This window comes from Cryobacterium sp. Hh38, from assembly GCF_004403235.1.
Lineage (GTDB): Bacteria > Actinomycetota > Actinomycetes > Actinomycetales > Microbacteriaceae > Cryobacterium > Cryobacterium levicorallinum.
Genome location: NZ_SOHD01000042.1, coordinates 304,627 through 316,664 on the forward strand (window position 1 = coordinate 304,627; position 12,038 = coordinate 316,664).

The window sequence follows — 12,038 nt, forward strand, 5'->3', positions numbered from 1 at the left end:
ACAGCGCTCTCAGACCAGCGTGGGCTCGACCCGACTGATCAAATCGGTCCAGTCCGCGAGCGGCAGGTCGAGGGCCACGCTCACCGAACGGTTCGTGATCTTTCCGGCGGCGATATTAAGCCCTCCGGCGAGGGCGGCGTCCCGCTCGAACGCGGCGCGCACGCCCCGGTCGGCGATTGACAGAGCGTAGGGCAGGGTGACGTTCGTGAGTGCAAGGGTCGAGGTCTGCGGAACGGCGCCGGGCATGTTGGCGACGCAATAGAAGATCGAGCCGTGCACGGGGAACGTGGGGTCCTCGTGAGTGGTGGCGTGGGTGCCTTCGAAGCAGCCGCCCTGGTCCACCGCGATGTCGACGAGCACCGAGCCCCGCTTCATGCGCGACACGAGCTCGTTGGTGACGAGCTTTGGGGCCTTGGCGCCCGGGATCAGCACGGAGCCTATTACGAGGTCGGCCTCGGTCAGCGAGCGGTCGATCTCGTAGGCGTTGGAGGCGATGGTCTTGAGACGTCCGGCGTACAGGGCGTCGAGTTCGCGCAGGCGGTCGATGTTGATGTCCAGGATGGTGACGTCCGCGCCCATGCCGAGCGCCATGGCGGCGGCGTTGGAGCCTGCGACGCCGGCGCCGATGACGGTCACCTTGGCGGCGCGCACTCCGGGTACGCCGCCCATCAGCATGCCGGGGCCGCCGCCGGGGCGAGTCATCGACGCGGCGCCGACCTGAACGGCCAGGCGTCCGGCGACCTCGCTCATCGGGGCGAGCAGGGGCAGCGTGCGGTCGGCCTTCTGCACGGTCTCGTAGGCGATGGCGGTGACGCCCGCCTCAAGCAGGGCGGCGGCGAGAGCGGGCTCGGCGGCGAGGTGCAGGTAGGTGAAGAGGATCAGGCCCTCACGAAAATACGCGTACTCGGCGGTGACCGGCTCTTTCACCTTGAGGATTATGTCGGCGCTTGCCCACACCTCGAAGGCGCTCGGGGCGATCACGGCACCGGCAGCCATGTAGTCGGCGTCGGCGAAGCCGGAGGCGATACCGGCGCCGGCCTGCACCAGCACGGTGTGGCCGTGCAGCTTGGCTTCGTGCACTCCGGCGGCGGTGATGGCCACACGGAATTCGTTGTTCTTAACTTCGGTGGGAACACCAATGATCATGGGGAACTCCTGTTCCTGGTAGACGCAGGCCGATCGACTTTGGTCGGCGTAAGAACGATAAGCCCGGGTTTTCGCGGCTCTCCCGGCGGGGCGGCCGGGCAGCGGATGCCGTGGGCTGGTCCTCGCACGCCTCACCACCCCAAATTTGCCGCCTTTACAGGGGTTCTTCGCTGTCGCCGCCGGGGTCCGATGTGTCCCACTCGGCAGACACCCCGCGGCCGACTCGACATTTGTAGCGTCACGGCTCGTTGATTGTCGCCAGGCGTCCACACGGCTCCGTAGGATTGAAGCTATGACAGCGGCCGATATCGACCAGGCGGTAGTTATTATCGCTGCCCATCTGGGCCGTGCTCTCTCGCTCGAAGACCTCGACGGCGGGCTGCTTGCGTATAGTGCGCATCGCCCTACGGCTGACCGCGTGCGCACGAATTTTCTGCTGAGCAAGCTGGTTCCGCCCGACGTCAGCGCCTGGCAGCTGAGCCACGGTATCGCAACGGCGGTAAAACCGGTTCCCGTTCCGGCCAATGCCGATCTCGGAATGTTGGGCCGCGTGTGCGTGCCGCTGCTGGCGCGTGGATTCCGGGTGGGCTATCTGTGGGTCCTCCAGCTCGACGACGAGCAGACGCCGGAGTCCATTCTGCGTGAGTTGGGCATCATTCGCCCGGAGCTGGATGCCCTCGCGGAGATGCTTCTCAACCGCTCGAGCGCGGATTCTAACGGGCGTCTCGCCAGCGAAGGGCAATTTCTCGCCGCCTGTTTGGGCGACCGCGACGCCGTGGTGGCGGTGGGCGGTTGGCCATGCTTGCACGGGCGCGGACCCTGGCGTCTCGCCACGCTGCTGGAGCGCGGTGACAATGTTCAGCGCAACCCTGCCGAGAGTGGTCTGCTGCACCGGCTCTCCGCACTTCACTCCACTCTCGGCATTGACACCGTGCTGTTCTCAGCCGGCACCGAAACGCATGCCGTGCTGCTGCTGCACGACGAGATCGACGGCTTCGACCAGTCCGAGGTTCTGAGACGGTTCGAGCTCGAAGTCGCGCGCCGTGGGGGCCAGGTGGCGGCGCCCGCTCTGCTTGGGCTGAGCGAACCCTTCACCGACCTGCGCGGGCTGCCGGGCGCCTACGCCGAGGCGCGGAGCGCCGTGCAGGCGGCTCGGGTGGATGCCCAACTCGGCAGGGTCGTCTCGTTTCGCGCGCTGGGGGTCTACCAATTTCTGGCCGTTGTGGGTCGAGAGGTGTCGGCGTTCGAGTCATCGCTGTTCTCCGAGTTGAGGGATCTCGACCGGAACGGGGAACTGCTGCCCGTGCTCGAGCTGCTCTACGACAAGGACGGTTCCGTGGCCGAGGTCGCCGAGCACCTGCACCTGCATCGAACCAGTGTGTACAACAGGCTGCGGCGCATCCGTTCTCTGCTGGGTGTTGACCCACTGGGTGGGCATGCTCGTCTCGAGCTGCACCTGGCCCTCAAAGCCGCCCGCTGGGCTGGCCGACCCCGCCTGTAACGACCGGTGTGGTCTCCGGCGTTGCGGTAGACGCGGGGAACGTGCGCACCAACGCCGTCGGCCTGGCTTCATCGACACTCCGCTGGTGCGTTCCTCGCTCAACGCTGAGGCGATCGCCGCCTTCGAAGCCTGGGGAATCCCTGCACCCGGCTTGTACCTATGGCGTGATTCTCGCGCTAACGCCGTCGGCGGCGCGACGCAGCCAGGGGTCGCCGTCGTGCGCCCAACGTTCGAGGGTGGCATCCGCTCTCAAACGACTCGGCCCGCTGAGCGCCCGCACCATGGGGAACACGACGTCGAGGGTGAGCGGATCGACCAGCTCCGGCAGGACCGCGCCGCGTAGAAACCCCTCAATGCGGGTGAGATCGGTGTTGTCGAGTCGGGTCACGTTGGATTGCAGCAGCACGATGGCGGCGAGGCGGCGTTCGAAGACCGGAAACTTCCACAATTCAGAGCTCAGCGCCGTTACTTCGTCGTGCGTCATGTTCTTGTATCGGCGGGCCAGATCGCGGATGGTGCCGCGCACGGCGCCGACCGAGGCGCCGTAGAACTCCAGTTCGGTCCCGAACCGAGCCCGCGACTCGGCCGCGCGTTCCCAGGTTGCTTCGTACTGCAGCGTGCGATCCACGAAATCGTCGGCGTCGCTCATCCTTCTATTCTGCCTCGCCCAGGCTGGGCACGCCCCCGCTCAAGCTGCCGCGCTCCCGCACGATGTTCCCGCTCGTGAACTGCTCAGTGCACCAGCGCCAGCAGCAGCGCGACGGATATGAACAGCAGGCCGAACAAGCGGTTGAGAATGAGCTGGCCGCGAGTGGTGTTCGTGAAGCGCTGAAACGATTTGGCCGCGACCGCGAAGAAGAACCACATCACCAGGATGTCAATCAGCACCACGGTGACGGTCAGTACCAGATACTGGGGGAGCAGCGGCTGCTCCGGCTGGATGAACTGCGGCATGAACGCGAGGAAGAAGACGAGAGCCTTGGGGTTGAGCAGGTTGACCCACAGACCGCGGCGAAACATCGACCAGGCGAGTTCCCTGGCTCGCGGTGCAGCCAGGTCTCGAGACGGGTCGGGTTTCTGCAGAATTAAACGGATGCCCAGAAACACCAGGTAGGCGGCCCCGGCATACCGAATGACGTTGAAAAGTACGGGTGAGCTGGTGACGAGCACCCCAACGCCGAGCGCCACCACGATCACGTGCACGACAAGCGCCGCCTGCTGCCCGAAAATTCCCCAGATCGAACGGCGAAATCCGCTGGTGAGCGAGTTGTTCATGGTGTTGATCGCGCCAGCGCCGGGGGTGAAGCTGATCAGCACGCCGGCGCCCACGAGGGCCAGCCATAGGGAAAGTTGCACATGTCAGCGTAGCGCGGGTACGGCGGATGCCTCCGCTTGCGTCACCAGCGAAGACACTGGCCCAGGTCGGTGTGGTCGGCACCTCACCTGATGCTGTCGAAACAGCGTTGAACGCCTGCTAGGTGCACACCACTCGATAGCCGCAGCAATGCATTCGTTATAAAAATAATGCATTATTTTGGTTGGGAGCATATTTTTTTTGATAGCGTTGTTCTGGATGAACTTGACGCAATGCTCGTCACGTTTCGCCTAATCAATGACGATAAGGAAGAAACAATGCAACAACATACCCGTAAATCCCGCCTGATCGGGGCAACGGCCATCGCGCTCGGAGTCGTCCTCGTTCTCGGGTCCTGTTCATCCGCCCGCGGGTCTGCCGCGTCGGGCGGAGACGAGGACGAGGTCTACACGATCGGCTTCTCCCATGTGACGACGACGAACACGCCCAAAGGCGCCGCCGCCGAGAAATTCAAGGAGATCCTCGAGGCATCCTCGGATGGCCGCATCGAGGTCGAGCTGTACCCCAACTCTTCGCTGTACGGCGACAAGGATGAGCTGCAGGCCTTGCAGTCCAACAGCATCCAGATGATCGCCCCGGCGAGTGCCAAGTTCACCACTCTCGCCCCGCAGCTGCAGCTGCTCGACCTGCCATTCCTGTTTGAGAGCAGCGAGGACATCGCAGAGATCGCCTCTCGTGACTCCGTCGTGGGCAAGGCGATCTTCGAGAACGAGGACCTGCGCGCGGCGAAGATTAAGCCGCTCGGCCTCTGGGACAATGGCTTCAAACAGATGGGGGCCAACGTTCCGATCCGGGCCGCAGCGGACATGGCCGGGCTGAGCTTTCGCATCCAGCCGGCCGATGTGCTGGTGAGTCAGTTCGAAACCTGGGACGCCATCCCCTCTATCCTCGCCTTCGCCGAGGTCTACAGCGCGCTTGAACAGGGCGTCATTAACGGTCAGGAGAACACCTGGTCGAACATGGAAACGCAGAGCATGCACACGGTTCAGGACTTCATCACCGAGTCCAACCACGGCTACATCGGCTACATTCCGGCTATCAACAATGACTTCTTCGAGTCGCTGCCCGACGACCTCCAGCAGCTTGTTCTCGACGCCGTCGACGAATCCAGTGTCTACAACCGTGAGATCGCGGCCGAGGTGAACGAAGAGGCCAAGCAGGCGATCATCGCCGAAGGGTCGACCGAGATCATTCAGCTGACCGACGCGGAGCGCGATGCCCTGATGGCAACGGTCATCCCGAGCGTCTGGGAAGAGTATTCCGAAGTGCTGGGCCCGGACATCGTGGCCGAACTGCTCGCCAACCGCGACTAGCCATCGCCCTCGTTTTTCACCCGTCGGCACGGGTTTCGTCGTGCTGCCCTTCAACTTAAGGACGCCCCCATTATCAGGTTTAGCCACGCTTTGACTCGGGTGGAAAACTTCCTGGTCTGCACCTGTCTGGCGGTGGCAACGCTCGTTGCCATCGCCCAGGTGCTGCTCAGGGCCATCTTTAACATTCACCTCTGGTGGGGTGAGGAGACCATTGTTTACCTCATCATCTACTCCACCTTCCTCGGTGCCATCATCACCCTGCGCCACAACGAACACATCGCCGTGAAGGTCTTCGAACCGTTCCTCGGCAGAATCGGCCGTCGCCGGATGGACATCCTCGGCATTCTGGTCACCATTGCCTACCTCGCCATCGTGGGCTTCTTTGCGTGGCTGCTGCTCTTCGAACCGTTCTCCACCTCCACGGTCACCCCCACGCTCAAACTGCCACTGTGGGTGGTCGAATTCTCTGTTCCACTGGGATTCACGCTGATGCTGCTGCGAGCGATTGAGATTCTGGTGCGACTCATCCGGGGCCTGCCGGCATCCGTTGACGGAGACAAAAGCGAGTTCGAACGAGAAGAAGAAGCGCTCGGCCTGGGAGAAGGGGAGGCGAAACTGTGATCGAAGGACTGCTGGCCCTCCTGGTTATCTTGTTTGCCCTGTTGCTCACGTCCGCACCCATCGCGGTCGCCATGGGGCTCACATCATTCATCTACTTCTACTTCTTCACGGCCATCCCGCTCACCCAGGTTCCCGAGCGGCTCTTCAACGCGCTCAATGCGTTCCCCTTGATGGCGATCCCCTTTTTCATCGTGGCGGCGAACCTCATGAGCCGCGGCGGAATCAGCAAGCGTTTGATCGCGGCCTCCAATGCCCTCGTGGGTCAGTTCCGCGGCGGCCTGGCTATGACGGCCGTGCTCGCCTGTATGTTCTTCGCGGCCATTTCCGGCTCGAGCCCGGCGACCGTGGTGGCCGTGGGAACGCTCATCATTCCGGCCATGATCAAGAGCGGCTATGGCAAGGACTTCTCCACCGGGCTCGTCACGACCTCCGGGTCGCTCGGAATTCTGATCCCGCCGTCGATTCCGCTCATCGTCTATGGAATCTCCACCGAACAGTCGATCGGCGACCTGTTCGTCGCCGGCATCGGGCCGGGAATCATGGCCGGAATCGGGCTGCTCATCCTCGCCGTGGTCATCTCGAGACGCAGAAAATACGGCATGGGCCTGAATGCCATCCGCATGAGCAAATACGAACGCTTCACAGCCCTGCGCGACGCCTCACTCAGCCTGTTTCTGCCTATCTTCGTGCTCGGCGGCATCTACACGGGGATCTTCACCCCCACCGAAGCCGCAGCCATGGCCGTGTTCTACGCCCTGATCGTATCGATTTTCGTGTACAAGGAGATCAAGCTCAAGGACCTTCCATCGATTCTGATGGCGTCCGCGCGAACGTCGTCGATGGTGATGTTCATCGTGGCCTCTGGAATCCTGTTCTCGTTCGTGCTCACGGCCGAACGCATCCCGGGCCAGGTGAGTGAAGCTCTGCTCGCGTCAGAGCTCACCCCGGTGATGTTCCTGATTATGGTGAACGTGCTGCTGCTCGTTGTGGGCATGTTCATGGAGACCTCGAGCGCCATCCTCATCCTGGCCCCGGTGCTGCTGCCGGTGGCGATGGAACTCGGCGTCGACCCGATCCACTTCGGCATCATCATGGTGCTCAACCTGGAGATCGGCATGATGACTCCACCGCTCGGACTCAACCTGTTCGTCGCGAGTGGGCTCACGGGAATGAATATCCTCCGAGTTGCGAAGGCGGCTATGCCGAGCGTTGGCGTGTTGTTGATCGCCCTCGTCATCGTGACCTTTGTACCGCAGCTCTCGACCTTCGCGCTCTAAGTTGACGCCTGGGCCACCCGACTCAATCGGGCGGCCCGGGCGTCACGTCAAGTGCCGCCGCGCTTGTTCGCTCGTCGAAGTGTGCGGCGAGCAACTCGCCGGCGTGCTCGACGTGCGCCTGCATGGCCACGCGAGTGGCCTGTGCGTCATGGGAACGGATGTCCGTCAGGAGCTGGGCGTGATCGTTCGCCGTGGCCTCGGGCCAGCCCGGAATGCTGGAATAGAACTTCCGGGGCACATACCGCGTCATCAGGCCGAGCGCCCAGATGATTTTGGGAGCACCGGCGATCAGGTTGATTTCTCGGTGGAAGGCGTGGTTTTTCTCCTCGAGCAGCTCGAGGTTGCCGCGCGCGGACGCCGCGATCAGCTCGTGGTGCAGGGCCTCGAGCTCGGCGAGATCTTCGGGAGTGGCGGCGACGGCGGCCCGTGCGGCGAGCTCGCCCGCGATCAGCGCCTGCACGGTGAACAGGTCCCGAACGTCTTGCCCGGTGAGCGCGGCCACCTGGAACCCGCGCCGGGGCACGAGCTCGAGGAAACCTTCCACCCGCAGCGCCTGCAGCGCCTCGCGTGCCGGCGTGGTGGAAATGCCGAGTGCCGCGCCGATGGTCTCGGCGCGCACGGCCGTGCCGGGCGGCAACTCACCGGACATGATCATGCCGCGCACGTAGCCTGAGGCCTCATCGCTCAGCTGGGGGCGCGCGCGGGTCGAGGGGCGGCGGGAGGCCATCGCGGGTCCTTTCTCGGGCAGGGTCACTCCTAAGTTACGGCATCACCGGGGCCGAGCCAGGGTCACGATGCTTGGTTCAGAGGGCGAGCCCGAGCTCAGCCAGGATCTGCTCGGTGTGCTGCCCGATCGCCGGCACCGGGTCCATGCGAAACCCGGTCTCACGGCTCGTCACTGGCGGAATCAGGCTGCGCACCGGCCCCACCGGTGAGTCGACGTTCTGCCATCGGCCGCGTTCGGCCAGTTGCGGGTGCGCCGAGAAGTCGTGCATGCTACGTAGTTGCGCGTTGGCGATGTTCGCGCGGTCCAGTCGAGCGAGCACCTCCACGGAGGTGAGGGTGGTCAGCACATCGAGGATCACGGCGTGCAGCGCTGGCCGGTTCTGCACCCGCAGGGCGTTGCCCAGAAAATTTGGGTCCGCTCCGAGAAGCGGGCGTTTCAGCACATCAGTGCAGAATGCCGCCCATTCGCGCTCGTTCTGGATACCGAAGAAGATCGTGCCGTCCGCAGTATCGAACGGGCCGTAGGGCGCGATCGACGCGTGCTGTGCGCCGTTGCGCTGCGGGGGAGTACCGCCGTACTCGGCGAAGAAGTAGGGCTGCTGCATCCACTCGCCGAGCGCCTCGAGCATCGATACCTCGAGCACGTCGCCGCGCCCGGTCGTGGCGCGCTGCAGCAGCGAGGTGAGGATTCCCGAGAAGGTGTACATGCCGGCGCAGATATCCGCGATGGAGACGCCGACCTTGGCAGGGTCCTCGGGTGTGCCAGTGACGCTCAGCAGGCCGGCTTCGCACTGCACGAGCAGGTCGTAGGCTTTCTTCTGCTCATAGCTGCCGCCGCGGCCGTAGCCCGAAATAGAGGCGTGGATGAGCCGCGGGTTGAAGGCGAGGGCCTCGTCGGGTCCGAGACCGAGCCGTTCCACAGCCCCCGGAGCGAGATTTTGCACCAGCACGTCGGCGCGGCTGACCAGTTCACGCAGCACGGCCAGGCCCGAGTCGCTCTTCAGATCGAGCACGATGCTTTCTTTGCTGCGGTTGAGCCACACGAAGTAGCTCGACATGCCGTGCACGGTCTCGTCGTAGCCGCGAGCGAAGTCTCCGGTGTCCCGCTCCACCTTGATCACTCGAGCGCCGAGGTCGGCGAGCTGCCGGGTGGCGAACGGCGCGGCGACGGCTTGTTCGAGGGAGACGACCGTGAGCCCGGCCAGCGGCAGCGCGCGCATCCTCTAGTTCTTTTCGAGCGTCGCCGGCAGACTCGCCTCGTTCGGTCGGGTGTCCTCCAAGTCGGGCAGGTGCCCCTCGCGGTAGACCATGAACGTGCGCTGGTAGCTCATCACGATGACGCTGTTCTGGTTGTAGCCCTCGGTCGCCACGGTCACGAGGCCTAGGGTGGGGCGCGACTTCGAGGCGCGCGTAGCCAGCACCTTGGAACGCGAGTAGATTGTGTCGCCCTCGAAGACCGGGCTGGGCATTCGTACCTCGTCCCAGCCGAGGTTGGCGAACACGTTCATCGACAGGTCGATCGTGGACTGCCCGGTGACGAGCGCGAGGATGAAGGTGGAGTTCACGAGCGGCAGCTTGTACTCCGTGCGTAGCGCGAAGTTGCTGTCGATGTGCGTCTTGGCCACGTTTTGCGTCATCAGCGTGAACATCTGATTGTCACCTTCGGTGACCGTCTTACCCAACGGGTGGTAGTAGATATCGCCGACGGCGAAGTCTTCCCAGAGGCGTCCGGTCCAGCCCGCGACGACGCGTCCGGTGGATTCGGGGGTCAGGGTGTGCTCGGCCATGAGTCGATCTCCTTGTACAGAATATATTATCTATTAGGGGTATTTTCTGCGAGAAACACAGACAAGTCAAGCTATTTGCTTCCTCAAAGCACGACAAATACCTCTGGCGCCGTTTTAATATATTATGTACTCTATTAACGTCCGGTCCGCCCGATACTCGACAAGGAGCCCTCATGACAGACCTGCTCGACACCGCACCGGCCACCCGGCAGGCCTCGCCGGGATTGTCGCTCGACGAAATTCGCCAGTTCACCAGGGACCTCTGCGCCGGCTTCCCCGACGAGTATTGGCGCCAGAGCGACCGCGACCGCAGCTACCCGCAGGAATTCGTGGAGACCCTCACCCAGGCCCGCCTGCTCAGCGCCCTCATCCCTACCGAGTACGGTGGCCTCGGCTACTCCCTCACCCAGGCCAGCGTGATTATGGAGGAGATCAACCGCTCCGGCGGCCATTCCGCCGCCTGTCACGCCCAGATGTACATCATGGGCGCGCTGCTACGCCACGGCACAGCAGCCCAGAAGGCCGAATATCTGCCGGAGATCGCGGCCGGCCGGCTGCGACTGCAGGCGTTTTCGGTCACCGAGGATGTCGCTGGTTTGGACACCACGAGCATCCTCACCCGCGCGGAGGCCGATGGCGATGATTTCGTGATCACCGGCCACAAGAACTGGACCAGCCGCATCAACGACTCCGACCTGGCCATGGTGCTGGCCCGCACGAGCGACCGGGGCGCCGACAAGACCGTGGGCCTCACCCTGTTCCTCGTCGACTTGCGCAAGGTTCGTGCCGAGCAGCCGCATACCCTTGAAACCATCCCGGTGCGTACCATGTTCAACTACGCCACCAACCAGGTGCACTACCGCGGCATGCGGGTGCCCAAAAGCGCGGTGATCGGTGAGGTCGACCGCGGCTTCCGCTACGTACTGGACGGCTGGAACGCCGAGCGCATTCTGCTGTCGGCCGAGGCTATCGGCGACGGCTACTGGTTCAGTGCCCGGGCCAGCGCCTACGCGAACAGCCGCGAGGTCTTCGGCCGCCCGATCGGCAGCAACCAGGGCGTGCAGTTTCCCATTGCCGACGCCTACATGAAGGTGCGCGCGGCCGACCTGATGCGCTACGAAGCCGCCCGCCTCTTCGACGCTGGCGCGCCGTGCGGCGCCGAGGCCAACATGGCCAAGCACCTCTCCTCGGAGGCCAGCTGGGCCGCCGCCAATGCGTGCCTCGACACCCACGGCGGCTACGGCTTCGTGGACGAGTACGACGTGGAGCGCAAGTTCCGCGAGACACGCATGTTCCAGACCGCTCCGGTGAGCAACAACCTGATCAAGAGTTTCGTGGCCACCAAGGTGCTCGGCCTGCCCCGCTCATACTGAGCGTCACCGGTCTCGTGCCGATCAATCCAGGAGACACTATGTCCCGTACCACCACGGCTAGCGCCGTCACCGCCCTGTTCGTGCCCGGCGACCGGCCAGAGCGCTTTCGCAAGGCCACCGGTTCAGCGGCCGACGTCGTGATTATCGACCTCGAAGACGCCGTCGCGCCTGAGTCCAAAGCGAATGCCCTGGCCGCCATCCTTGAGCACCTTGCCGCCGGCCCCGACCCGGTTCGCGCCCTCGTGCGCGTCAACGCCGCGGGGGCTGTGAGCTTGCCCGCGGAGCTCGCAGCTCTCCGTGACCTCGCCGCGCGGCCCGGCCACGGGTTGCTCGGTCTCGTCGTGCCCAAGGCCGAAAACCCCGAACTGCTCCGCGAGGTCGCGGCCGCGTTTGCCGGGGTTGCCGGACCGCCGCTCGCGCTCGTGGCGCTGATTGAGTCCGCCGCCGGCGTGCAGAACGCGCCCGAGCTGGCCCGGGTGCCGGGCGTGACTCGGTTGGCCTTCGGCGCCATCGACTACGCCCTCGATATCAACGCCGGTGCTGGCGACCGCGTGCTCGACTACGCCCGGTCGGCTATCGTCGTCGCCTCGCGCGCGGCCGGCCTCGAAGCGCCGCTTGACTCGCCGAGCGTGCAAATTAGTGACACCGGGGCAGTGACCGATTCGGCTGCCCTCGCCCGGCAGTTCGGCTTCGGCGGCAAGCTCTGCATTCACCCCGCCCAGCTCGAACCGGTGGCGGCCGCGTTCCGCCCCACGCCGGCCGAGATCGACTGGGCACGCAGCGTGATCGGCGCCACCGGGGGTGCAGCTCAGGTGAACGGACAGATGATCGACCGCCCGGTCACCGTGCGGGCCGAGCGCATCCTCGCCCGCCGCGGGGCAGAAGCCGCGCAAGCGTGAACGTGTCCGGGCGGTGCGCC

Annotated in this window: 12 protein-coding genes; 6 read left to right on the top strand and 6 right to left on the bottom strand. The window is 64.5% G+C overall.

The features are described from left to right. Positions 1-9: 9 nt before the first annotated feature. On the bottom strand, positions 10-1,146 hold the full coding sequence (gene ald / locus E3T41_RS15560) for an alanine dehydrogenase (protein WP_134479307.1): 1,137 nt from the start codon (positions 1,144-1,146) through the stop codon (positions 10-12). 292 nt (positions 1,147-1,438) lie between these two features. On the opposite strand from ald, the gene E3T41_RS15565 reads away from it, so the two are divergent. Beyond that, positions 1,439-2,647 carry a CdaR family transcriptional regulator gene (locus E3T41_RS15565; protein ID WP_104133278.1) on the top strand — a complete coding sequence of 403 codons (1,209 nt, stop codon included), beginning with the start codon at positions 1,439-1,441 and terminating at the stop codon, positions 2,645-2,647. 157 nt (positions 2,648-2,804) lie between these two features. Here E3T41_RS15565 and E3T41_RS15570 read toward each other — a convergent pair whose 3' ends face one another. Continuing rightward, positions 2,805-3,296: a DNA alkylation repair protein gene (locus E3T41_RS15570; protein WP_134479308.1), complete on the bottom strand. Its 492-nt coding sequence runs from the start codon at positions 3,294-3,296 to the stop codon at positions 2,805-2,807. Between the two features lie 83 nt (positions 3,297-3,379). Continuing rightward, the gene (locus E3T41_RS15575; protein WP_104133277.1) at positions 3,380-4,003 is read right to left on the bottom strand and encodes a LysE family transporter; all 624 of its coding nucleotides are present in this window, start codon (positions 4,001-4,003) and stop codon (positions 3,380-3,382) included. A 276-nt stretch (positions 4,004-4,279) separates the two neighbouring features. Between E3T41_RS15575 and E3T41_RS15580 the strand changes: the two genes are divergently transcribed. From E3T41_RS15580 to E3T41_RS15590, 3 genes are all read left to right on the top strand, one after another. Continuing rightward, positions 4,280-5,335, top strand: a complete 1,056-nt coding sequence (locus E3T41_RS15580; RefSeq protein ID WP_166791592.1) for a DctP family TRAP transporter solute-binding subunit — start codon at positions 4,280-4,282, stop codon at positions 5,333-5,335. Between the two features lie 99 nt (positions 5,336-5,434). Continuing rightward, entirely contained in the window at positions 5,435-5,956 is a 522-nt protein-coding gene (locus E3T41_RS15585; protein ID WP_158251701.1) for a TRAP transporter small permease, read from the top strand. After that, complete coding sequence (locus tag E3T41_RS15590; protein WP_198415523.1) at positions 5,953-7,233, top strand: TRAP transporter large permease; 1,281 nt, start codon at positions 5,953-5,955, stop codon at positions 7,231-7,233. Before E3T41_RS15585 ends, E3T41_RS15590 begins: the two co-directional genes overlap by 4 nt. A 22-nt stretch (positions 7,234-7,255) precedes the next feature. Here E3T41_RS15590 and E3T41_RS15595 read toward each other — a convergent pair whose 3' ends face one another. The 3 genes from E3T41_RS15595 to E3T41_RS15605 all read right to left on the bottom strand — a co-directional run bounded on the left by E3T41_RS15595 (position 7,256) and on the right by E3T41_RS15605 (position 9,746). Beyond that, positions 7,256-7,960 (bottom strand): GntR family transcriptional regulator, encoded by a 705-nt coding sequence (locus tag E3T41_RS15595; protein WP_134479310.1) that lies wholly within the window; start codon positions 7,958-7,960, stop codon positions 7,256-7,258. Positions 7,961-8,036: 76 nt separating this feature from the next. Then, entirely contained in the window at positions 8,037-9,179 is a 1,143-nt protein-coding gene (locus tag E3T41_RS15600) for a CaiB/BaiF CoA-transferase family protein (RefSeq protein ID WP_134479311.1), read from the bottom strand. A gap of 3 nt (positions 9,180-9,182) precedes the next feature. Continuing rightward, positions 9,183-9,746 carry a MaoC family dehydratase gene (locus tag E3T41_RS15605; RefSeq protein ID WP_092448847.1) on the bottom strand — a complete coding sequence of 188 codons (564 nt, stop codon included), beginning with the start codon at positions 9,744-9,746 and terminating at the stop codon, positions 9,183-9,185. Positions 9,747-9,919: 173 nt separating this feature from the next. Between E3T41_RS15605 and E3T41_RS15610 the strand changes: the two genes are divergently transcribed. Together E3T41_RS15610 and E3T41_RS15615 are read left to right on the top strand one after the other, a co-directional pair. Next, positions 9,920-11,119 (top strand): acyl-CoA dehydrogenase family protein, encoded by a 1,200-nt coding sequence (locus tag E3T41_RS15610; protein ID WP_134479312.1) that lies wholly within the window; start codon positions 9,920-9,922, stop codon positions 11,117-11,119. Positions 11,120-11,157: 38 nt separating this feature from the next. After that, positions 11,158-12,018, top strand: a complete 861-nt coding sequence (locus E3T41_RS15615) for a CoA ester lyase (protein WP_092448845.1) — start codon at positions 11,158-11,160, stop codon at positions 12,016-12,018. Positions 12,019-12,038: the final 20 nt, after the last annotated feature.